Annotated in this window: 19 protein-coding genes; 9 read left to right on the top strand and 10 right to left on the bottom strand. The window is 68.9% G+C overall.

Annotated elements, in window-relative coordinates; translation table 11 throughout:
* Positions 1 to 389 (bottom strand): class I SAM-dependent methyltransferase (locus AC14A7_RS11530; protein WP_484009169.1); only part of this gene is annotated, 389 nt, incomplete at its 3' end.
* Between the two features lie 2,715 nt (positions 390 to 3,104).
* Here AC14A7_RS11530 and AC14A7_RS11525 point away from each other — a divergent pair.
* Positions 3,105 to 3,875, top strand: coding sequence for a hypothetical protein (locus AC14A7_RS11525; RefSeq protein ID WP_484009167.1), 771 nt, complete (start codon positions 3,105 to 3,107; stop codon positions 3,873 to 3,875).
* Here AC14A7_RS11525 and AC14A7_RS11520 read toward each other — a convergent pair.
* Positions 3,872 to 4,648, bottom strand: a complete 777-nt coding sequence (locus AC14A7_RS11520; protein WP_484009165.1) for a hypothetical protein — start codon at positions 4,646 to 4,648, stop codon at positions 3,872 to 3,874. The two genes, AC14A7_RS11525 and AC14A7_RS11520, sit on opposite strands and share 4 nt — an antisense overlap.
* A gap of 67 nt (positions 4,649 to 4,715) precedes the next feature.
* On the opposite strand from AC14A7_RS11520, the gene AC14A7_RS11515 reads away from it, so the two are divergent.
* Genes AC14A7_RS11515 through AC14A7_RS11505 form a run of 3 tightly spaced genes read left to right on the top strand, consistent with a single transcriptional unit; the run spans position 4,716 to position 7,638 of the window.
* Positions 4,716 to 5,894 carry a benzoate/H(+) symporter BenE family transporter gene (locus tag AC14A7_RS11515; protein ID WP_484009163.1) on the top strand — a complete coding sequence of 393 codons (1,179 nt, stop codon included), beginning with the start codon at positions 4,716 to 4,718 and terminating at the stop codon, positions 5,892 to 5,894.
* A gap of 9 nt (positions 5,895 to 5,903) precedes the next feature.
* Positions 5,904 to 6,614, top strand: a complete 711-nt coding sequence (locus AC14A7_RS11510) for a hypothetical protein (protein WP_484009161.1) — start codon at positions 5,904 to 5,906, stop codon at positions 6,612 to 6,614.
* A 34-nt stretch (positions 6,615 to 6,648) separates the two neighbouring features.
* Positions 6,649 to 7,638, top strand: a complete 990-nt coding sequence (locus tag AC14A7_RS11505) for an LLM class flavin-dependent oxidoreductase (protein ID WP_484009159.1) — start codon at positions 6,649 to 6,651, stop codon at positions 7,636 to 7,638.
* Here AC14A7_RS11505 and AC14A7_RS11500 read toward each other — a convergent pair.
* The gene (locus AC14A7_RS11500; protein WP_484009157.1) at positions 7,635 to 9,653 is read right to left on the bottom strand and encodes a M3 family metallopeptidase; all 2,019 of its coding nucleotides are present in this window, start codon (positions 9,651 to 9,653) and stop codon (positions 7,635 to 7,637) included. The genes AC14A7_RS11505 and AC14A7_RS11500 overlap by 4 nt on opposite strands.
* Positions 9,654 to 9,691: 38 nt before the next feature.
* Here AC14A7_RS11500 and AC14A7_RS11495 point away from each other — a divergent pair, with 38 nt between their 5' ends.
* Both AC14A7_RS11495 and AC14A7_RS11490 read left to right on the top strand, forming a co-directional pair.
* On the top strand, positions 9,692 to 10,489 hold the full coding sequence (locus tag AC14A7_RS11495; protein WP_484009156.1) for a methyltransferase domain-containing protein: 798 nt from the start codon (positions 9,692 to 9,694) through the stop codon (positions 10,487 to 10,489).
* Between the two features lie 59 nt (positions 10,490 to 10,548).
* Positions 10,549 to 10,794: a hypothetical protein gene (locus AC14A7_RS11490; protein ID WP_484009154.1), complete on the top strand. Its 246-nt coding sequence runs from the start codon at positions 10,549 to 10,551 to the stop codon at positions 10,792 to 10,794.
* Between the two features lie 30 nt (positions 10,795 to 10,824).
* Here AC14A7_RS11490 and AC14A7_RS11485 read toward each other — a convergent pair whose 3' ends face one another.
* Genes AC14A7_RS11485 through valS form a run of 3 tightly spaced genes read right to left on the bottom strand, consistent with a single transcriptional unit; the run spans position 10,825 to position 14,044 of the window.
* Complete coding sequence (locus tag AC14A7_RS11485) at positions 10,825 to 11,058, bottom strand: hypothetical protein (RefSeq protein WP_484009152.1); 234 nt, start codon at positions 11,056 to 11,058, stop codon at positions 10,825 to 10,827.
* Positions 11,055 to 11,501, bottom strand: coding sequence for an N-acetyltransferase family protein (locus tag AC14A7_RS11480; protein ID WP_484009151.1), 447 nt, complete (start codon positions 11,499 to 11,501; stop codon positions 11,055 to 11,057). Before AC14A7_RS11480 ends, AC14A7_RS11485 begins: the two co-directional genes overlap by 4 nt.
* On the bottom strand, positions 11,498 to 14,044 hold the full coding sequence (gene valS, locus AC14A7_RS11475; RefSeq protein ID WP_484009149.1) for a valine--tRNA ligase: 2,547 nt from the start codon (positions 14,042 to 14,044) through the stop codon (positions 11,498 to 11,500). The genes AC14A7_RS11480 and valS overlap by 4 nt, the downstream gene beginning before the upstream one ends.
* A gap of 104 nt (positions 14,045 to 14,148) precedes the next feature.
* Between valS and AC14A7_RS11470 the strand changes: the two genes are divergently transcribed.
* Positions 14,149 to 14,439, top strand: coding sequence for a hypothetical protein (locus tag AC14A7_RS11470; RefSeq protein ID WP_484009147.1), 291 nt, complete (start codon positions 14,149 to 14,151; stop codon positions 14,437 to 14,439).
* Positions 14,440 to 14,458: 19 nt separating this feature from the next.
* Here the strand turns inward: AC14A7_RS11470 and AC14A7_RS11465 are convergent, their stop codons facing one another.
* On the bottom strand, positions 14,459 to 15,787 hold the full coding sequence (locus AC14A7_RS11465) for an MFS transporter (RefSeq protein WP_484009145.1): 1,329 nt from the start codon (positions 15,785 to 15,787) through the stop codon (positions 14,459 to 14,461).
* 113 nt (positions 15,788 to 15,900) lie between these two features.
* Positions 15,901 to 16,629 carry a hypothetical protein gene (locus AC14A7_RS11460; RefSeq protein WP_484009144.1) on the bottom strand — a complete coding sequence of 243 codons (729 nt, stop codon included), beginning with the start codon at positions 16,627 to 16,629 and terminating at the stop codon, positions 15,901 to 15,903.
* Positions 16,630 to 16,784: 155 nt separating this feature from the next.
* On the opposite strand from AC14A7_RS11460, the gene AC14A7_RS11455 reads away from it, so the two are divergent.
* Both AC14A7_RS11455 and AC14A7_RS11450 read left to right on the top strand, forming a co-directional pair.
* A complete protein-coding gene (locus tag AC14A7_RS11455) occupies positions 16,785 to 18,275 on the top strand; it encodes a sensor histidine kinase (protein WP_484009142.1) in 1,491 nt (496 codons plus the stop codon).
* A complete protein-coding gene (locus AC14A7_RS11450; RefSeq protein ID WP_484009140.1) occupies positions 18,272 to 18,916 on the top strand; it encodes a response regulator transcription factor in 645 nt (214 codons plus the stop codon). Before AC14A7_RS11455 ends, AC14A7_RS11450 begins: the two co-directional genes overlap by 4 nt.
* Before the next feature lie 3 nt (positions 18,917 to 18,919).
* On the opposite strand, the gene AC14A7_RS11445 is transcribed toward AC14A7_RS11450, so the two are convergent.
* Both AC14A7_RS11445 and AC14A7_RS11440 read right to left on the bottom strand, forming a co-directional pair.
* The gene (locus tag AC14A7_RS11445) at positions 18,920 to 19,327 is read right to left on the bottom strand and encodes a hypothetical protein (RefSeq protein ID WP_484009138.1); all 408 of its coding nucleotides are present in this window, start codon (positions 19,325 to 19,327) and stop codon (positions 18,920 to 18,922) included.
* Between the two features lie 52 nt (positions 19,328 to 19,379).
* The gene (locus tag AC14A7_RS11440; protein ID WP_484009136.1) at positions 19,380 to 20,840 is read right to left on the bottom strand and encodes a GH1 family beta-glucosidase; all 1,461 of its coding nucleotides are present in this window, start codon (positions 20,838 to 20,840) and stop codon (positions 19,380 to 19,382) included.
* Positions 20,841 to 21,070 lie beyond the last annotated feature (230 nt).

Genomic DNA, 21,070 nt, shown 5'->3' with positions numbered 1-21,070 from the left:
GACATCGCGTTCAGCCACGACCAGCGGTTGTAGGCCTGAAAAACGGCCTCGCCACCTGGCTTCAGCACTCTGCGGCATTCCTCCAACATCCGCCCGGGGTTGGGCGTGTACTGGACAACCCCGTGCCCATAAATCAAGTCAAAGGCATTGTCGGCAAACGGGAGTTGCTCCGCGTCGGCGACCTCGAAATGCCCGTGAAGGCCCTGTTGGGTGAAATTGGTGCGGGCAAGCGCGACGACGGAAGCGGCGAGGTCGACGCCGGTGACGTCGGCGCCGCGGGCGGCCCACGACAAGGAGTCTTGCCCGGCGTTGCACAGCAGGTGCAGCAGGCGCTTGCCGCGCCAAGGGCGACGATGGCGAGGATGCCAGTGCCAGCTGCGCCGATCCACAGGGCGACAGAGGCCGAGGCGAGTACCCCGCGGGCTGGATCGCTCGCCGCGGATTCGACCACGGCTCCGGCTGGCAGCACCGACCGGAGCGCCAGAGCAGAGCTCGCGGCGTTCGAACTGGAGACCCAGAGCTGGCTCGGAGTCGGCGGCACGGCGTAGGAACGCAGCTGCACCGCCTGCACGATGCTCGCGTCGATGAGCAGAGCAGTGTCAGCGGCCGAGCCGGGCACTGCCGGGGCGATGGCGGCAACGACGACCTGAACCTCGTCGACCCGCGGGTCGAGCGAGATGCGGAAGCTGTCGCCGACCTCGATGCCGGTGGCACTGGCAAGGCTGGCCGACATCACGATGGGTGCCTCGAAGACGGTTGCCGCATTCGGGTCGTCGCGGTACGCCGGCACCAGGCGCACGCTGGTCGCCTCACCCACCGACCGGAAGCCGACATCACCGGAGGAGCTGATCGGGAACGGCTGCGAGGCGAGGGCGATGGCGGTCCACTCGGCTCCGAGGTCGACAGGCGCGCCGTCTGCGGTGATCTCTGTCACGGAGAGCGACTGCACCTCGGTCGTCGGGGGCAGTTTGACGTCGAGGGCGACGAGCTGCCAGCCCTGCTCCGGCGAGTAGTCGGCCGGTGGGAGGTCGCCAGAGTAGCCCGTTGCATCGGCGACGAGGGCGAGGGAGTGCAGCCCGCCCCATGGCGACGACAGCAGGGCGGTTGCTGCGGGAGGGGCGTCCAGCCCGGTGGTGGTCACGTCGATGCGGATGTCGCTGGCACCGACCGGCAGTGTCGGCCCTGGAGCGTCGATGGCGATCGCCTCGGCGAGAGCGCCCGCATCGACTGCCGTGCTCACTGCAAGCGCCTCAAGGGCAGTGGGGCTCACCGCCACGAGCTGACCGGAGAGGGCGCTGATCGACACGGGGTAGTCGATCACGGGGGCGAAGCCAGTGACCCCGTCGGCCGCGTCGATCGAGTCGAGCACTGCCGGCGAGAGCACGCGGGGCCCGGCGGTCACGCGCAGCTCGCTGCCGGACCGCAGCTGCTGGGCCGCCGTGTAGGAGTCGCTCCAGGTCTGTGCGTAGCCAGCGGCGATGACGAGCTGCCCGAAGGCGAGAGCGCACAACACGAATGGGGTGAGCGCCGCAGAGCGACGACGCGCCAGAGTGCGCGCGGCGAGCACACGGGAGTACCCGGTGGAGACCGCGGCCCGCCGCTCTGCCACGCGCGCGAGCACCGGCAGCGCGAGAGATGCAAGCAGCACGAGCGCGACGAGGGCGAGGGACGGCGCGAGAACCGCGAGGGGATCGACCTGCGGGCGACCGGATGGCGGTGTCGAGATGGGGGAGCCGTAGCGCAGCAGCTGCCACACCGCGATCACGGCGGCGAGGCAGAGCAGGGCGACGAGCCCGAGGCCGCCGATGCGCCGCGCGCGGTCGGAGTCGGTCGGCAGCTCGTTGCGGGAGAGGCCGCGGATGCCGGTGGCGGTCGTCACACCGATCGTCACGACGACGAGGCCCACGACCGCAAGCGGCGCCGCAACGACCATGGATGAGCCCCTGCCGATGGCAAGGGCCGCCACGACTCCGAGTGCCGCGCCGACGGCGGCCACCAGGCCCGCCTCGATCACGCTGACGATGACGAGCCTGCGTGAGCGGGATCCGCGCGACCAGAGCAGCAGCGTCTCGGCCGACCGCAGCCCTGCGAGCAGGCGGGCGAGCTCGACTACGGAGATGACCGCGACCGCGGCAACTGTGAGCATGGCGATCGGCTCGACCGCTCGCAGCGCGTTCGCTCGCTTCTCGAACTGCGTGGCGGTGCGAGCGAGCCCGCCAGAGGCATCGAGCGTAGCCCCGTCGAGGGTGCCCTCGGCGCGCACGGCACGGCCGAGCTGCTGCCACGCTCCGATGACCGAAGACAGGTCGGATGCCGAGATCCTCTGCGCGTCGGGCACGATCGTCCAGTGCACCCGCACGGTTCCGCCGATCGCCGCGATGGTCGGCTCGGCGACCACGATGGGGCCAGCGCGCGTCTCGTCGAAGCCCGTCGTCACGAGGGGGTTCGCGAACCACCGCGGGTCGATCGGGTCGTCGACCCGCCAGGTGCCGGTGATCGTGAGGCTCGTGCCCTCGACGTCGATCGTGTCGCCGACGCCGAGCTCGAGGATGTCCGCCGCGTCCGCCTGCACCGTCGCGTCGCCGGGTGTCGTCGGCCAGCTGCCCTCGACGAGGCTCGCGACATCCTCCAGTCCCTCTACCGTGCTGAACTGTGCGCGCTGCACGGCGCCGGCGTGCTGGGTGAACGCGACAAGCGACTCCGTCGCAGTGGTGCGGGTGACGTCGACGGCGATGGGGGATCCGTTGCTTCGCAGCAGCGAGGAGAGCACCCGCCGCATCGCGGCGTCCTGGTCGTCGGAGTCGTCAACGAGGTCGAGCGACGCGTCGAGCGCCGCCGCCGAGCCGGTGCGTGACGCCACCTCGAGTCGAGCGCCGGCATCCTCCGCCTCGGCGACATACCCGGTGAGGCCGACGGCGAGGCCGGTGACAATGGCCGAGACTCCTGCGAGGGCCGCGAACAGCGAGCCGCGCTGCAGGAGTCGCTTGGCGGCAAGCACGTAGGTACGGTCCTCACGACTCGGGGAGAATGGCTCACTATGACAGTAGCGCCCTCGTGGTGCACAGGCGATTATCGCGAGTCGCCAATGGTGGAACACTTGCAGTGTGAACGACGACCGACCCCGCCTGCCCGACTCGACCCTTCGCGTCGTCCTCAACCTCGGCGAGAAGCACGCGGCGAGGCTCCCGCTGCCCAGCGGGCTCGAGCAGCCGGAGCTCGACGCAGAGTGGGATGAGGAGACGAGCACCACCGCGGTCTCGGTCAACTACGAACGAGCGCAGCTGCACATCGACGTGACCGACGACGGCACAGAGCATCACTACCACCGGGCGAACGGCGACGTCACCGACGTGTCTCCGTTCACCCGCCACCAGACTCCCGTTCTGCTCGAGTGGGCAACGGCCTTCGCGCGCGACGTTCATGCGCTCATGCCGGGTCTCGAGCAGGACTCGGTCGAGGCGGCGGCGTGGCACGAGGCCGGCTACAGCCTCTACGTGTGCGAGACGGAGCCGGCCCAGCTCGACCTCATCGACGTCGAGATCGAGGGCGAGATCCTCATGCTGCCGTGGCTCGGTGCCGGCTCGGTCGACCAGGAGCACGCCGATGGAGAGAACCACCCCATCGAGCTGCTGTGGACAGCGCCGGGTGCCTCGCACGACAACCCGATCGCCCGGGCGTGGCTCGACCCGCACACCGACGAGCCGGCGGCGGCCGGACTGCCCGGTGTCAACTGGGTCGAGGTCGGGCTCCCGGAGGATGAGGCGCTCGCCTGGCTCACCGACGCCTACCTCAACCATCACGTCATCGAGGACCCGGCGTCGGCCGTCTTCTACGCGGCGCTGCAGCGCATCGCCGGTCTCGATTCGCCCCGCTAGCTCCACCCCAGCCGCTGGCGAACAGCCGCGGCACCGCGAGCGGGGAAGCCGGTGCCGAAGCTCGACTCCGCAATAGCGAGCAGCTCTCGCGCGGCCGACTCCGGGTCGAGCCGGATCGCCCGCTCGATGTGCTCGGCAGCCTCCGGGTGCACGAAGTCGAAGCGCCGACGGGGATCGAGGGTGTCGAGTCGCTCTGATGCGCCTCCACGGCGCTGCGCGAGGGCGATCAGCAGGTAGGCGGTGGCCTCGTCGCGGATACTGCGTCCGGCGCTCAGTACCTCGCCGCGGCGATAGCGGCCCACGCCGATGAGAAGCTGCGTCAGCACGAGGCGGATGGCGCGGTCGGCATCCGGGTCTCCTTCCGGCAGCGGCGCAGACAGGATGACGGCGACCGCCTCGGCGACCCCGCCCTTGTCGACGATCACCTCGATGCGGTTGCCTGCCCAGTTGGTGAAGTCTGCGAGGCTTGTGATGCCGAACTCGAGCACGCGGCCGTCGTCGTAGATCACCTTGACGCCGCCGTGATGCTCGACGACAGAGAGCGCGATCGTCTCTGAGCCCGGCAACCACGAGAGGTCGTGGCGATAGCCGTTCTGGGCGCCGTCGGCGGTCACCCACGCGAAGTCGTGGTCTGACCACTCGTCGACGCGCGAGCGGTCGGCTGTGGAGCCGAACGCGGCGAGGCCGACGACGTCGTCTCTGGATTCTGCGACCGCCGCGAGGTCGGCGAGGTAGCGGTCGAATGGGGAGTCGGTGAGGTGGGGGATCGGCACTGCACCATTGTGTCTGCAAGCGCTTGCGGTGTCGAGGGGCACGGCGGGCCGGCCCTAGGCTGGCGAGGTGCTTCAGCCCATCTCCGCCGGAATCGTCGCGGCGATCACCGGATTCGCCACCTCCTTCGCCATCGTGATCGCGGGTCTGCGCGCTGTTGGCGCGACGGATGCGCAAGCGGCATCCGGGCTGTTCGCCCTCTGCATCGTGGTCGGGGTGACCTGCTCTGTGCTGAGCCTGTGGCTGCGCATCCCCATCTCGTTCGCCTGGTCGACGCCCGGCGCCGTGCTGCTCGTGACCGCGGGTGCGGCCAATGGCTCCTTGTCGTTCGGTAGCGCGGTCGGGGCATTCATCGTGTGCGCGGTTCTCATCGTGCTGTGCGGCCTCTGGCCGGCGCTCGGACGACTGATCACCCGCATCCCGCGGCCGATCGCCAGCGCCATGCTCGCCGGCATCCTGTTCCAGATCTGCGTCGTGCCCGGTCAGGCTCTGTTCTCAGAGAACTGGCTGCTCGCGCTCCCCGTCATCGTCACCTGGCTCGTGCTGTTCCGCCTCGCTCCGCGCTGGGCGGTGCCCGCCGCCATGCTCGTGGCGATCATCGTCATCGTGATCGTCGCCACCCCTGGCTGGCTCGACTCGGCGAGCCTTGCGCCTCGCCTCGAGTTCGTGCCGCCGGTGTTCGACATCCCTGTGATCCTCAGCCTCGGCCTTCCCCTGTTCATCGTGACGATGGCCGGTCAGAACGTGCCGGGCATCATCGTCATGAAGACCTTCGACTACGACGTGCCGTCGAGAGCGGCGTTGGTGGGATCGGGAGTGGCGTCCGTGGGTGCCGCCCTGTTCGGCGGGCACGTCATCAACCTCGCCGCCATCACCGCCGCCCTGATGGCGAGCCCGGAGGCGCACCCCGACAAGGAGAAGCGCTGGATCGCGTCGTTCACCGCGGGAATCGTCTACCTGCTCCTCGGGCTGGCTGCCGGCCTCGCCACGGCGCTCGTCGCCGCAGCGCCGTTCATCCTCATCGTCACGGTGGCAGGCCTCGCGGTGCTCGGCGCTCTGATCGGAGGAATCACGAGTGCTCTGGAGGCGCCGGAGCACCGGGTCGCGGCCATCCTGACCTTCCTCGTGGTGGCGTCGGGTGTCAGCGTGGTTGGGGTCGGCTCCGCCTTCTGGGGTCTCATCGTCGGCGGGATCGTCATGCTCTGGCTGTCGTGGCGGGGCTCCCGTGCGGGGGAGCCCGTTCGCTAGGCTGCGGGCATGAACGTCCACACGGCACGTCGAACGGCGATCATCGCCATCATCGTCTCGTTGAGCCTCACCGCCCTCATCGGGATTATCACGCTGCTGAGCGGCTCGTGGGGTGAGATCCAGGCCAAGGTGCTCCTCACCACACTGCTGTTCGCGGTGTTCAGCATCAGCGTGCTCTGCCACCTCGCGGTGGTCGGGCGTGCGCTGCAGATTGTCGGCTTCGTCGGGGTCGCGGTCAGCGCCGTCTCCCTGACCTGCGGCCTCCTGCTCATCTGGGTCGACTGGTCGAACTGGGAGTCGACAGAGCCACTGCTGCGGGTCTTCGGGGTGACGGGGGTGCTCGCCGTGAGCTTCGCGCACGCCAACCTCCTGCTGCTGCTCGGTCAGCGCCGCAACCGCGTGGTTCGCACCCTGCTCTCCATCACCGTTGCGATCGTCGGTGTCGTGGCCCTGCTGCTCTGCCTGCCGATCGGGACGGGAGGCGACATACCGGGCGACGACGCGGACTGGTACTGGCGCCTCCTTGGCGTCGTCGCGATCCTCGACGTGCTCGGCAGCATCGTGCTGCCGGTGACCGGCCGGTTCCTCCGTGACGAGCGCCTCATCCGACTCGATCTCGAGCTCACCCCAGAGCTCGACTCGCGCCTGGCGCAGGCCGCTGAGGCAGCGGGCACGACGAAGGCGGCGCAGGCCATAGCGGTGCTCGAGCGCGGGCTCTAGGAATCCAGCGAGCGGTCTCGAGGTTGTAGACCGCGTGACCGTTCCCCTCAGTGTTCTCGACCTCGCATCCGTTGTCGACGGGATGTCGCACCGCGACGCCCTCGCCCAGACCATCGCCGCTGCCACAGAGGCAGACCGCCTCGGCTACGAGCGGTTCTGGGTCGCGGAGCACCACGGCATGCCCGCCGTGGCGAGCTCGGCGCCGGCCGTGCTGATCGGGGCGATTGCCGATGCCACAGAGCGCATCAGGGTCGGGTCTGGCGGGGTCATGCTTCCCAATCACTCGTCGCTGGTCATCGCAGAGCAGTTCGGCACCCTCGTCGCGCTGCACGGCGACCGCATCGACCTCGGGCTCGGTCGAGCGCCCGGCACCGACCAGCTCACGTCATCGGTGCTGCGCCGCAATGTCGGCGTGGAGACGGTTGACGACTTTCCCAACCAGGTGGTCGAGCTGCTCGCCTGGTTCGGCGTCATCGAGCCGCTCGAGAACGGCATCGGCTCTGCCATCGTCGCGACGCCCGGTGCAGGGGATGCGCCGCAGGCCTGGCTGCTCGGCTCGAGCACGTTCAGTGCCCGGCTCGCGGGCATGCTGAGCCTTCCGTTCGCCTTCGCCCATCACTTCGCGGGCGGTGACGACACCCCGGCCGCGTTCGATGCCTATCGCGCGGCCTTCCAGCCGGGCGTCGTGCTCGACGAGCCGCACTCGATGGTTGCCGTCAACGCCCTCGTCTCCGATGACGCCGAGCGACTGTCGCTGCCGAACGCGCTCACCATGATCCGGCTGCGCACCGGACAGCGCCCCGACCGCATCCCGACACTGGAGCAGGCGCTCGCCCACGACTGGACGGACACGGAACGCGCCTGGGTGGCAGAGCGCAACGCGCACCAGGCAATCGGCACGCTGGAGCACGTGCGGTCGCGCATCGACGCCCTCGTCGCCGCGACCGGCGCCGACGAGGTCATCATCGTTCCGCAGGGAGCCGACCTCGAGACCCGGCTCTCGACCCTGCGCGCACTGGCCTAGTCGGCCAGCCCGCGTCGCTTCAGCAGCGGCTCGATCACCGCATCGCGGCCGCGGAACTCGCGGTAGGCCTCGAGCGGGTTCTTCGAGCCGCCGACGCCGAGCAGCAGCGAGCGGAACCGATCGCCGTTCTCGCGCGTCAGCCCGCCGTTCTCCCGGAACCAGTCGCCGGTGTCGGCGTCGAGCACCTCGCTCCAGATGTAGGAGTAGTAGCCGGCGTCGTAGCCGCCGCTGAAGACGTGGGCGAAGTAGGTGCTCGCATACCGGGTCGGCACGGCGGGGTTGTCGAGGCCGACGGCGGCGAGGGCGGCCGCCTCGAACGCCTCCACGTCTCCCTGTGGCGTCGTGATCGAGTGCCAGGCCTGGTCGAGCATGGCGGCCGCGAGGTACTCGCTCGTGGCGAAGCCCTCATTGAAGGATGCCGCGGCGAGCAGCCGTTCGACGAGCGCCGTCGGCAGTGGCTCGCCGGTCTCGTGGTGGATCGCGTAGTTCTGCAGCACCTCTGGCCACAGCATCCACATCTCGTTGACCTGGGACGGGAACTCGACGAAGTCGCGGTACACCGAGGTTCCGGCGAACCTGGGGTAGGTCACGCGCGCGAACAGCCCGTGCAGAGCGTGCCCGAACTCGTGGAACAGCGTCTCGACCTCGTCGTAGGTGAGGAGCGTCGGCGAGCCGGCCGGCGGTTTGGGCACGTTGAGGTTGTTGGTGACGATGACGGGGGTCTCGAGCAGCGTTGACTGCTCGACGAGGGAGTTCATCCATGCGCCGCCGCGCTTGGAGTCGCGAGTGTAGAGGTCGTAGACGTACAGGCCGACGGCCGTGCCATCTTCGTCGGTCACCTCGAAGACGCGTGCGTCGGGGTGGTACGCGAGGAGGTCGGTGCGCTCGGTGAAGGTGACCCCGTAGAGCCGGGTAGCCGCGAAGAACACCCCGTCCGTCAGCACGCGCTCCGCCTCGAAGTACGGGCGCATGGCCGCGGTGTCGACGTCGAAGGTCGCGGTGCGCACCTTCTCGGTATAGAAGGCCCAATCGTGGGCCTCGACCGGATGCCCCGCCAGCGATTCGAGGTCGGCCTGCTCTGCGCGGGCATTGCGGGCTGCGATCGGCGCCAGGCGGCCGAGCATGGACGCGACGGCGGCGGGCGAGCCCGCCGTCTCGTCGGCGGTGACCCACGCCGCGTGGCTTTCGAAGCCGAGAAGGGCCGCCCGCTCTGCGCGGAGCGCGGAGATCTCGAGCACGAGGGCGCGGTTGTCGTTCTCTCCGCCGCGGATGCCGCGCGCCCGCGACGCCGCCATGATGCGCTCGCGTGACGCACGGTTGGTGAGGGCAGCGAGGTAGGGGTGGCCGGTGAACAGCACGAGGGTCACCAGGAACTTGCCGTCGAGGCCGCGCTCGCGGGCGGACTCCGCGCACGCGGCGATCTCTGCCGCGTCGAGGCCGGCGAGCTCCTCCGCCGTGTCGAACACGACAGCGAGGTCGTTGCTGTCGGCGAGCAGGTTCTTCTCGAACCGCGTGGTCAGGGTCGACAGCCGCGCGTTGAGGTCGCGCAGCGCTCCCTTGTCCTCCTCGGCCAGGCCGGCGCCCGCGATGGTGAACTCCATGTAGTAGCGCTCGACGAGGTACCGGCTCTCGGGGTCGAGGCCCAGGTGGTCGAGCTGGTCGTGCAGTGTCTTGATGCGCCAGTAAAGCTGCGCGTCGAGGCGGATGGCGTCGGAGTGGGCGGAGAGCATGGGTGCGAGTTCTGCCTCGAGGTCGTCGATGAAATCCGTCGTGTCGGCGGAGCTCTTGGTGAAGAACACCGTCGCGACGCGATGGAGGATGCGCCCGCTGCGCTCGAGCGGCACCATGGTGTTGTCAAATGTCGGCATGTCGCGGCGACGGGTGATATTCGAAACCTCGCGCAGTTGCTCCTCGAAACCGGCGAGGAAGGCCGGCTTGTAGTGCTCGTCGCGGATCTCGGCAAACGGCGGCAGCTGGAACGGCAGGGTGGACTCGACGAGGAAGGGATTGGTCACGCGCCAAGCCTAGGCTGGCAGATCCCTATGCTTGGCGGATGACAGAGGAGCGCTACACCCACGGCCACCACGAGAGCGTGCTGCGCTCGCACACCTGGCGCACGGTCGAGAACTCCGCCGCCTACGCGGCTCAGTATCTGGTGCCCGGCGCCAGCGTGCTCGACGTCGGCTGCGGGCCCGGCACGATCACCGTCGACATCGCCGCGCGCGTGGCCCCCGGCCGCGTGATCGGGTTGGATGCCGCCGCCGACGTGATCGCGAAGGCGGCCGCGCTGGGAGAGGGCCTCGACACCGTCGATTTCGTGGTCGGCGATGCCTACGCGCTCGACTACCCCGACGACTCCTTCGACGTCGTGCACGCCCACCAGACGCTGCAGCACCTGGCTCGACCGGTCGACGCACTGCGGGAGTTGCGGCGGGTGGTGAAGCCGGGGGGAGTCGTTGCGGTTCGCGACGTCGACTACGCGGGCACCATCATCCATCCGCGCACGGAGGGCATCGCGCTGTGGGAGTCGCTCTACCAGGGCGTTCACCGCTCCAACGGGGGTGAGCCCGACGCGGGTCGCCGACTGAAGCAGTGGGCGCTGGAGGCGGGCTTCGCGGAGGTGGCAGCCACGGCATCCATCTGGACTTTCAGCTCCGATGAAGACCGCGCGTGGTGGGGCGGAATGTGGGCCGACCGCGTGCTGCAGTCGGCCTTCGCCGGCGACGCGCTGGCAAAGGGCCTCGCCGACCAGGCCGACCTCGAGCGGATCAGCCGCGCCTGGAGTGCGTGGGCAGCCGACGGCTCCGGCTTCATGGCGATGCCCCACGGCGAGGTCATCGCGCGCGGCTGACGACCCCTCTCCAATGTCGGTGGCTCGGCCTAGATTCGACACGGAGAAGGGAAGAAACAATGACTGTCGTCACCACTGCAGTGCCGTGCCCACGCCCTTCGGCACAGGCCAGAATTCGCCCGGCGGGCGTCAACCGCCTCGCCCTCGTGGTGGGGCTCGCGCTTGTGTCGTGGGGCCGTCGCTCGTCGAATCGACCGACGCTCACGCACGACGAGCTGCGCATCCGGCGCATCGCCGAGCGCGAGGGCGAGCTGCTGCGCGCCGACCTCGGCGCGGCCCGTCACCCCTATGGCTCGATCCGCTAGCTGCCGCTAGCCGCTAGCGGCGAGCCGCCGCTACTCCTGCGTGACAACGGCCTCGTTGGCCGCGGGGTTGAACCGGATGGTCGTGCCATCGTCGAGCTGCACGATCGGCTTGTTCTCGAGGTAGGTGAGCGTCCAGCGCCAGGTTGCTGCCGACTCGTGGCCGGTGAGCTCTGCCTCGACGCTCAGGATCGCGCCGAGCACAGCCTCCGGCAGTGTCGCCGGCGGGGTGTCGCCGAGCGACCAGCGGGTTCCGAGCTGCATCATGCCCTCACTTCGTAGGTCACCCAGGTCGTGCGGGTTGCGACCCGGTCGTAGACGCGCTGGGCGCGCTCATTCGATTCTGCCGTGATCCAGCGCAGGCTGCCCGGACCCGTCTCGCTCGCGAACTGCGTCAGCCGCTCGATGAGCGCGGTTGCCGCTCCGCTGCCGCGGGCATCCGGGTCGACGTACAGGTCGTCGAGAAACCAGTCACGACCGAGGGTGAAGGTGTCGGGATGCGAGCGGTAGTGCGCGAATCCGATCACCTTTCCGTCGACCTCGGCCACGAGCGCGTCGACGCCCTCGGCGGGGTCGAGCAGTCGACGCCAGGTGTTCTCGATGACCTCAGGGCTGAAGGTGGTCTCGTAGAACTCGCCATATGCAGCGAAGAGCGGCACCCACGCGTCGTGGTCGGCGGCGCTGATCGCGCGGATGACGGCCGCGCTCATGCCTCTGGCACCTCTGCGAGCACGATGTCGCTGACAGCGACGGCGTCGCCCTCGACGAACGTCACGCTCTCGATGCGGCCGACCGCCTTGAGGTCGTCGACGCCCTGCTCCAGCTGGGCAGGACCGGTGATCGTCGCCGAGGTCACCGGCGTCTTCTGCGAGGCCTTGGCATCGGTCTTGGCCCGACGGATGCCGATGAGGGCCTCGCTCACGAGTGGGAGCAGACCGCCGGGGGTCGAGCCGCCCGTCGAGACTGGCCACTGTGCGGTGTGCACCGAGCCATCGTGCGTCCAGCTCCACACCTCCTCCGTCGCGAAGGGGATGAACGGGGCGAACAGGCGGAGCAGCGCGTCGAGTGCGCTGCGGAGGGCGAGCACGGCACTCGCCTGGCCCTCAGCGCCAGAGGCACCGTAGGCGCGCTCCTTGACGAGCTCGAGGTAGTCGTCGCAGAACACCCAGAAGAAGTGCTCTGCCTGCTCGAGGGCGCGCGCGTGGTCGTAGTCGTCGAAGGCTTTGGTCGTCACGTCGACGACCTGGTCGAGCGTCGCGAGCATGTCGAGGTCGAGGGCGTTCGTGACCGCGAACTCTCCCGCGGGAACCTCGAAGGAGTACACGAACTTCGCGGCGTTGAGCACCTTGATCGCGAGCCGTCGGCCGATCTTGATCTGCTTGGGGTTCTGCGGGTCGAAGGCCGCGTCGGTGCCGAGGCGCGACGATGCCGCCCAGTAGCGCACCGCATCCGAGCCGTGCTCCTCGAGCATGCCGGCCGGCGTCACCACGTTGCCCTTCGACTTCGACATCTTCTTGCGGTCGGGGTCGACGATGAAGCCGCTGATGCCGGCGTTCTTCCACGGCACCTTGCCGTGCTCCAGCTCTGCCCGCAGCACGGTGGAGAACAGCCAGGTGCGGATGATGTCCTGGCCCTGGCTGCGCAGCGAGTACGGGAAGACGAGGTCGAAGAGCTCGGGGTCGGAGCCCCAGCCGCCCGCGATCTGGGGGGTCAGGGATGACGTGGCCCAGGTGTCCATGATGTCGACCTCACCGACGAAGCGCGTTCCGCGATCCGCCTCGGTGTAGCCGGGGGGAATGTCGGAGGAGGGGTCGATCGGCAGGCTCTCGGCAGCCGGCACGATCACGGCGCCCTTGTCGCCGTTGGCGTCGAGCTCGTACCAGACCGGAATAGGCACCCCGAAGAAGCGCTGGCGCGAGATGAGCCAGTCACCCGTGAGGCCGCCGACCCAGTTCTCGTAGCGCACCCGCATGTGGTCAGGCACGAAGGCGATGTCCTTGCCGGCCTGCACGAGACGGGCCCGCAGCGCGTTGTCACGGGCTCCGTTGCTGATGTACCACTGGCGGGTCGAGATGATCTCGAGCGGCTTGTCGCCCTTCTCGAAGAACTTCACCTGGTGAACGATCGGCTTGGCGTCGCCGATCATCTCGCCGCTCTCCTTGAGCAGCTCGACGATGCGCGCCTTCGCGCTGAAGACGGTCTTTCCGGCGAGCTCTGCATAGATCGTCTTCGCGTTGTCAGAGAGCACCTCGGGAGCATCCGCCACGAGCCTGCCGTCTGCCCCGATGATCGTGCGGTTCGGCAGGTCGAGCTCTCGCCACCAGATGACGTCGGTCACGTCGCCGAAGGTGCAGATCATGGCGATGCCCGATCCCTTGTCCTTCTGGGCGAGGTGGTGGGCGACAATCGGAACCTCGACGCCGAAGAGCGGTGTCGTCACGGTCGTGCCGAAGAGGTCCTGGTAGCGCTCGTCGTCGGGGTGGGCCACGAGGGCGACGCACGCCGCGAGCAGCTCTGGGCGGGTGGTCTCGATATGGATGTCGGTGCCATCGGCCGCGTGGAACGCGAGGCGGTGGTAGGCGGCCGGCTGCTCCTTGTCCTCTAGCTCTGCCTGGGCGACAGCCGTGCGGAAGGTCACATCCCACAGGGTCGGAGCATCGGCCTGGTACGCCTCGCCGCGGGCGAGGTTGTTGAGGAACATCTGCTGCGCAACGCGCTGCGACTCGTCGCCGATGGTGCGGTAGGTGAGCGACCAGTCAACCGAGAGGCCGAGGTCGCGCCAGAGCGCCTCGAACTGCTTCTCGTCTTCGATGGTCAGGCGCTCGCACAGCTCGATGAAGTTGCGGCGGCTCACGGGCACCTGGTCGGCCGCCTTGCCCGACGACCCCTCTCCGCCGTCGAGCGGCGGAACGTAGCCCTCGACGTAGGGCAGCGACGGGTCGCACCGCACGCCGTAGTAGTTCTGCACCCGACGCTCGGTCGGCAGGCCGTTGTCGTCCCAGCCCATCGGGTAGAAGATGCTGCGGCCGCGCATGCGCTGGTAGCGCGCGGCGAGGTCCATGTGGGTGTAGCTGAAGACGTGGCCGATGTGCAGGCTGCCGGAGGCGGTCGGCGGGGGAGTGTCGATCGAGTAGACGTTCTCACGCGTCGCTGTGCTGCGATCGAAGGCGTGGGTCTTGTTCGACTCCCAGAATGGCGACCACTTGGCCTCAAGCCCTTCGAGGGCGGGCTTCTCTGGCATTTCGTTGGGCATGGTCGCTCCGTTTTCGATATATGCGGCACCGTGTCGGTTGGTGAGGTGCCTGAATGGGTCTGCTCCGCAATGGTAGCCGAGGGCGCTCGCCCTAGGCTGGCGGCATGAGCACGCCAACCCGCCGCCTCTCGCTCGACCTGCGGCCATGGCCGCTGCGGGTGACCTTCGGGGTGCGGCCGACGGTGGTCGTCGATGGCCGCACGGAGCCAGCACAGTGGGGCGTCGGCACGTGGCTGATTGCAGCGGACCGCCCCGTGGAGGTGACGGTGTTCCTGTTCGTCGCGGGCATCCGGTTCGGTGTGGGGTCGTACGCGGTGGCCCCGACGGACGAGCGCATCGAGTACCGGGCGCCCTGGCTGCCTTTTCTGCGGGGACGGCTGCGCGGAGCGGCCTGAGCCGCCCCGCGCAGGTCAGCTAGTCGAGCTCGTCGACCGGCTTGGTCCAGCGGGAGGCGACGATGGATGCCGCGAGCGTGATCACCGAGAGGATCGCGAGCACGACACCCGGGTGCCACCACGCCGAATCCGTCGCGATGGCGAGGGACTGCGTCGCCACCGGCACGATTCCCGACAGGGCGGCCGCGACCGCGTAGGCGATCGAGAGCGCGCTGTAGCGCACCGAGCCGCCGAAGATGTTCGCCATGAGGCCGCCGAGGCCCGCCCATGCCATGGTCGGCAGGATTCCACCGACGATCATGGTGGCCACGAGGATCTCGAAGGTCGCGAACTGCAGGAGGAAGTACATCGGGAAGGCGATGAGCAGCGTTCCCGCCGCGCCGATCGCCACGACCTTCGCCGGCCCGATGCGGTTGGCGAGAGCCCCGAAGAGCGGGATCGTCACGAGCTGCAGGAGGCTGCCGATGAGGGTGGCAAGGGCGAGGTCGGGGTAGGAGAACCCGAGAACCCCGACGCCGTAGCCGATCGTGTAGGTGTTCATCAGCGAGTACGAGCCGATGCCGAGCAGCGCTGCACCGATGGCGACGATGATGGCGACCGGGTACTTGCGGAAGGCGGAGAGCACGGGAATGCGCTCGCGGCGGTCCGTCGCGACGAGTGCCTTGAACACCGGCGTCTCGTCGATTGCGAGGCGGAGGTAGATCGACACCGCGAGCAGCGGCAGGGCGATGAGGAACGGGATGCGCCAGCCCCACGCCAGCATGTCCTCTGGCGAGATCGTCGCGCTGAGCACGAGCAGCAGCGTCGCCGTCAGCGTCGTGCCGATGGGCGACCCGAGCTGGGGCAGCGCGGAGTAGAGCCCGCGACGGCCGGGCTCGGCGTGCTCGACGGCCACGAGGATGCCGCCGCCCCACTCCCCGCCGAGTGAGAGCCCCTGGATGACGCGCAGCAGCAGGAGCAACAGCGGCGCCGCGACACCGATGGTCGCGAAGTCCGGCAGGAGTCCGATCGCGCCGGTCGCGAGTCCCATGATCGCGATCGTGACCAGCAGCGTGCGCTTGCGGCCGATGCGGTCGCCGAGGTTGCCGAAGATGATCGCGCCAAGGGGACGCACGATGAAGGCGACGGCGATGAAGGCGAACGATCCGAGCAGCGCGGCTGCTGGCTCTGCCTCTGGGAAGAACAGCGCGGGGGCGAAGATGGCGCTGAAATAGGCGAAGACGTAGAAGTCGAATGACTCGAGGGAGGAGCCGACGAGTGCTGCCCAGACGGCCTTGCGGGCCGCAGTCTGGTCGGAGGGCGGAGGTGCGGATGCAGTGGTTGGCGCTTTGCCACTTGTTGTAGTCACGAGAGACGAAAGTACCGGGTGGCCCGCACTATTCCCGATGAGCCGATTCGGGTTAACCAAGACAGGGCCGCCCGAAGCCCCTCGGACGGCCCTGCGATCAGGGAGACGGTGCGCTATTTCGCGATAGTGACCGTCTTGTGGGCGAGGTTGCCAGCGGCATCCTCGAGGGTGACCGTGTAGACCTGGCTTGCCTGGCCGCACTGGTAGTCGAGTGTGTAGGTGTCGACGGGGGGAAGGCCGCTCTCGTACGGCTCCGACTTGGCGTTGGTTGTCGCGACGCCGATATAGGCCGTCGTTGCGGAGCTGCTGCTCCAGCTGAAGGTGATCGGCTTGGCCGTGTCGCCCTCGGCGCAGCCCGCGGTCGGCTGGGCGGTGAAGCTGTCGAACGTCGGCCCGACTACGACCGGGGGCTCTGGCTCTGGCGTTGGCTCCTCTGAGGGAGTCGCACTCGGCGACGCCGAGGGGCTGGCACTCGCGCTCGGCGAGGCCGATGGGCTGCCGCTGGGAGCTGCGACGGGCTCCCCGTCGCCACGGTTGAGCAGCAGGACCGCCACCACGATGACCGCGATGAGCAAGGCGGCACCAACCCCGATGAGCGTGTAGAGCATGGCGCGCGACTGCTTCTGCTGCGACCCGACAGACGACGTCGACCCGACCGACGACGGCACACCGGGCGGCGGAGGCGCAGCAGCGGAGGCAGTGGGGGAGAACAGCACCTCGGTCGGTGCGGGCGCATCCGCCGGTACTCCGAATGGCTCGGTGGCACCCGCGGCAGAGGGGAGCGGCTCTGTGCCGGCGGGCTCCGGCGTGGGAAACCGCTCGGTGGGAGTGTCGTCAGACATTCGGGCCTCTGCTGTAGACGGACGTGACCTGTATGGGGGTCAGTATATGACCTGTCCTCGAATGCTGCCACACCACCTGACCGCGTTTCTGGGAGCTTTGTGAGAGAGCTCTCATAGTGCTCGCACCGCTGCGCTGCTGCTGCTCTACTGAAACCATGCAAACCCGCGAAGCAGGTGCGCGTCTGCCCGTCTTCTCGGTTCGCTCCCGCATCGTCGCGTCCATCCTCGTGACCGCGGCGGTGGGCATGACGGTAGCAGGGCTTACCGCGTTCCTTGTGCAGCGCGACCGCATCCTCGAGAGCGTGGACGACCGCCTTGTCTCCCGTATCGAGTCGGCCCGCGCCATCGCCACGGCGGTTCCCGCGGCCGATGCGCCCACCGACAGCGTGACCGCGGCGACCGGGGCTGGCACGTTCACGACGACGCGCGACGCCCTCGAGGGGGTGCTCGCCCAGCTGGTGCCAGACCGCAACGAGACTGCCCTCGGCATTCTCGACGGCACAGCGGCCTTCGTTCCCGGCGTCGAGGTCGACGTCCGACTCGACGACGACCCGGTGTTCGTCGAGCGCGTCGTCGCGGAATCGGCGAGCGGCGAGGTGAAGCTCGGCACAGCCGTCACGAGCGTGGGCACCCTTCGATACATCGCATCCCCGATCACGGTCGATGGCGACCCGCAGATCGGCATCTACGTCACGGCGGTGGATGTCGACGCGGCGCTCAAAGAGCTCACCGACTCCTTCACCACCTATGCGATCGCCGCAGCCATAGCCTGCGCGGCCATCGGGCTCGTCGGCTGGTTCGTCGCGAGCAGGCTGCTGCGGCCGATCACGGCGCTGCGGGCGGCCGCCTCGCGCATCACCGCCGCCGACCGCGGCGAGCGGCTCACGGTTGTCGGCAACAACGACGTATCGGCGGCCGGGCAGACCGTCAACGGCATGCTCGACCGACTCGACCTTGCCCTCACGAGCCAGCGGCAGCTCCTCGACGATGTGCGGCACGAGCTCAAGACGCCCATCACGATCGTTCGCGGCCACCTCGAGCTGCTCGACGCGCGCAGCCCCGGCGATGTCGAGTCGACGCGGTCGCTCGCCCTCGACGAGCTCGACCGCATGTCGGGGCTTGTGGATGACATCGAGGCGCTCGCCGATGCGCAGGTCGTCGTTCCCGATTCGGTGCCGGCCGACGCCGCAGAGCTCACGCGACGCGTCTTCGAGAAGGCATCGGGAATCCCGAACCACCGCTGGCTGCTCGCAGAGACGGCCGACGCCGTCGTCGACCTCGACCCGCGCCTCGTGACCCAGGCCTGGCTGCAGCTCATCGACAACGCGTCGAAGTACTCTCCGCCCTGGTCGACGGTGACGATCGGCAGCTCGGTTCGCGACGACGAGCAGCACGGCCGGTCGGTGGAGTTCTGGGTCGTCGACGAGGGGCTCGGCATTCCGGAGGGATCGGAGCAGCGCATCTTCGAGCGCTTCGGGCGGGTGGATGGCGGCCGCGGCATCCGCGGTTCTGGGCTCGGCCTTCCCATCGTCATGGCGATCGCGAACGCTCACCACGGAACGGTGAGCCTCACGACGTCGCCGCAGGGGTCGCGTTTCGGCATCGTCGTTCCGCTCGATCCGGCGCCGGTCGGGGTGTCCTCGTGACGACGATCCTCATCGCGGAGGATGAGCCGCGCATCTCGAGCTTCCTTGCCAAGGGACTTGGGGCCAACGGGTACGCCCCGATGATCGCCAGCACAGGATCGCAGGCGCTCGAGTTCGCGCAGCGCTATCCGTTCGACCTTCTTCTGCTCGATATCGGCCTGCCTGAGGTCGACGGCTTCGAGGTGCTGCGTCGGGTGCGGGAGCGTGACACGCTCACGCCGATCATCATGCTCACCGCCCGCACTGGCGTCGAGGACATCGTCGCCGGCCTCGACGGAGGAGCCAACGACTACCTGCCCAAGCCCTTCCGGGTCGATGAGCTGCTCGCTCGCATCCGGTCGAGCCTGCGCGACGCCTCCACCGTGCTGTCGCACGGCGACCTGTCACTCGACCTCCGCGCTCGCACAGCGACCGTCGGCGACACCGTCGTCGAGCTGTCGGCGCGGGAGTTCTCGCTGGCAGAGGAGTTCCTCCGCCATCCGTCTGAGCCCCTCTCGCGAGAGCACCTGCTCAGCAGGGTGTGGGGTTTCGACTTCGACCCGGGGTCGAACGTCGTCGACGTCTACGTGCGCTACCTTCGCGAGAAGCTGGGTGCACAGCGGATCGAGAGCGTGCGCGGAGTCGGATACCGGATGCCGTAGCGCCTAGCGACGCCCCTCGCCACGGCCGTCGCCCTGGCCGCTCCCGGTGTCACTGTCGCCCTTGTCGTTCTTGTCTCCGCGATCATTGCGGTCGTCCGGTGCTCCATCAGGGGAGTCGTCAGTCGGCCCATCATGCGGGCTGTCCGGGGGAGTCGCCGTCGGCTCTGGGTGCGAAGCGGTCGGGAGCGACACGTCCCTCGGCGCGGGTGGTTTCACCGCAACGACGCCGTCGGTTGCCGGGGCAGCCGGGGGAGCCGGACTCGCTGCGGCGCTCGGGGTGACCAGAAGTGGTGCGATCTGCTGCGCCTGCCCGGGGGCATCGTCGATCGAGACGGCACCGGCGACGGTGCCGACGAGGATGCTGGCGGAGGCCGCTGTGATCGTCACGATCATCGACAGCGTTCGATTCATCCACCCAGCCTGTGCCACCCGCCCCGTCCCCGACAGGTTTATGAGGCTTTTCTCATGAGGTGGCGACCGCGTTGGCCGCGATGACCGACTGGTAGAAGTCGAAGCTCGCCTTGGGGGAGCGCTCCTGCGTCTCGAAGTCGACCGCGATGATGCCCCAGCGCTGCTCGTACCCTTCCGCCCACTCGAAGTTGTCGAGCAGCGACCACACGTAGTGCGCCTCGAGCGGCACCCCCTCGGCAATGGCCCTGCTCGCCTGCACGAAGTGGTCGCGAAGGTAGGTCACGCGGTACGGGTCGTCGGTGGTGAGCTCAGGGCTCTCGTCGGGAATGCCGTTCTCTGTGATCACGATCGGGATGGCCGGGTAGTCGGCGACGAGACGGGTGAGCAGGTCGTAGAGCCCCTCGGCATGGATCTGCTGCCACGGGGCGTTCGACGTCGGGTAGATCGAGACAGACGTGCCGTCGGCGCCGGCACCGGTGACCCCGTAGTACTGGATGGCGAGCAGGTCGCACGGCGCAGAGATCGTCTCGAGGTCGCCGGGCAGCGCGAGCGCGTCGAACTCCCGCCGCCCGGTCGGAAGCATGCCGGCACCGCTTCCGACGCCGTCCTCCGGATAGCGGCCGAGCAGCACGGGGTCGAGGAACAGCCGGTTCTCTGTGCCGTCGATGGTGCGGGCAGAGGCCTCGAACTCCGGGGCAACCGGGTAGACCGGTAGCAGGTTGAGGGCGATGCCGATGCGACCGGGGGGCGCGCTGTCTCGAAACTGCTCGACGGCGAGCCCGTGGCCGAGCAGCTGGTGGTGCACAGCCGCGGCAGCCGCCGTCGGATCGGAGATGCCCGGCGCGTGCGCTCCATACCAGTGGCCGACGAAGGCGTGCGTCTTCGGCTCGTTGATGGTGAACCAGTCGGCGCCGCTGTCGCCGAGGGCGTCGAACATGATGCGCGCGTAGTCGGCGAATCGGTAGGCGGTGTCGCGCGCCGGCCATCCTCCGTCGTCCTGCAGCGCCTGCGGAAGGTCCCAGTGGAACAGCGTGATGCCCGGCTTGATGCCGCGCTCGAGCAGCCCGTCGACGAGGCGGCGGTAGAAATCGAGGCCCTTCTGGTTGGCGGTGCCACGGCCAGTCGGCTGGATGCGCGGCCAGGCGACGGAGAACCGGTACGCCCCGAGACCGAGGGTCGCCATCAGGTCGAGGTCCTCCTCGTAGCGGCGGTAGTGGTCAGCGCCGGGATCCCCGGTGGCTCCGCCGCGCACGCGGCCTCCCTCGTTGCAGAAGGTGTCCCAGATCGAGGCGCCTCGCCCGTCGGCCGTCGTCGAGCCCTCGACCTGGAAGGCAGAGGTGGCGGCGCCCCACGTGTAGCCGACGGGGAATGGCATCGGGTCGGTTGGCGGCACCCATGGCGCGGTCGTGGGGCCGGGGAGAGGCGCGGGTGGCCCTGCGCAGGCCGCGAGGGCGGCGGTGGTGCCAGCCGCAGCCGTCATTGCGAGCAGCTGGCGGCGAGTGAGAGGGTCCATCGTGACTCGTCCTCGAGGTGTGGTGGAAGGCTTGGGAGCGCTCCCATGGCTAGGCACAAGCCTAGCGGCCCCGGCGTCCACCGGCCATCCCCGGCAGGGTAGAATTGCCGAACTGGCAGTGATCCGTTATCAGCGGGGAGTCGTCGGAAGAACAGCAGCGGGTCTCATGGACCGCGGCTCACTAGACCCGAACCAGCAGTCTGAGTGGTCGGCGCAAGCCGGCAAGCGGG

It is taken from the genome of Conyzicola sp. (assembly GCF_057073975.1).
The sequence above is the reverse complement of the archived record's forward strand: the minus strand, read 5'-3'. Positions and strand labels throughout refer to the sequence as shown.

Bases quoted from the DNA above. Each gene is read 5' to 3' on its own strand.
- AC14A7_RS11510 (WP_484009161.1), top strand. From the start codon at position 5,904: ATGAACGTCCACACGGCACGTCGAACGGCGATCATCGCCATCATCGTC.
- AC14A7_RS11495 (WP_484009156.1), top strand. From the start codon at position 9,692: ATGACAGAGGAGCGCTACACCCACGGCCACCACGAGAGCGTGCTGCGC.
- AC14A7_RS11490 (WP_484009154.1), top strand. From the start codon at position 10,549: ATGACTGTCGTCACCACTGCAGTGCCGTGCCCACGCCCTTCGGCACAG.
- AC14A7_RS11485 (WP_484009152.1), bottom strand. From the start codon at position 11,058: ATGATGCAGCTCGGAACCCGCTGGTCGCTCGGCGACACCCCGCCGGCG.
- AC14A7_RS11480 (WP_484009151.1), bottom strand. From the start codon at position 11,501: ATGAGCGCGGCCGTCATCCGCGCGATCAGCGCCGCCGACCACGACGCG.
- valS (WP_484009149.1), bottom strand. From the start codon at position 14,044: ATGCCCAACGAAATGCCAGAGAAGCCCGCCCTCGAAGGGCTTGAGGCC.
- AC14A7_RS11470 (WP_484009147.1), top strand. From the start codon at position 14,149: ATGAGCACGCCAACCCGCCGCCTCTCGCTCGACCTGCGGCCATGGCCG.
- AC14A7_RS11460 (WP_484009144.1), bottom strand. From the start codon at position 16,629: ATGTCTGACGACACTCCCACCGAGCGGTTTCCCACGCCGGAGCCCGCC.
- AC14A7_RS11455 (WP_484009142.1), top strand. From the start codon at position 16,785: ATGCAAACCCGCGAAGCAGGTGCGCGTCTGCCCGTCTTCTCGGTTCGC.
- AC14A7_RS11445 (WP_484009138.1), bottom strand. From the start codon at position 19,327: ATGAATCGAACGCTGTCGATGATCGTGACGATCACAGCGGCCTCCGCC.
- AC14A7_RS11440 (WP_484009136.1), bottom strand. From the start codon at position 20,840: ATGGACCCTCTCACTCGCCGCCAGCTGCTCGCAATGACGGCTGCGGCT.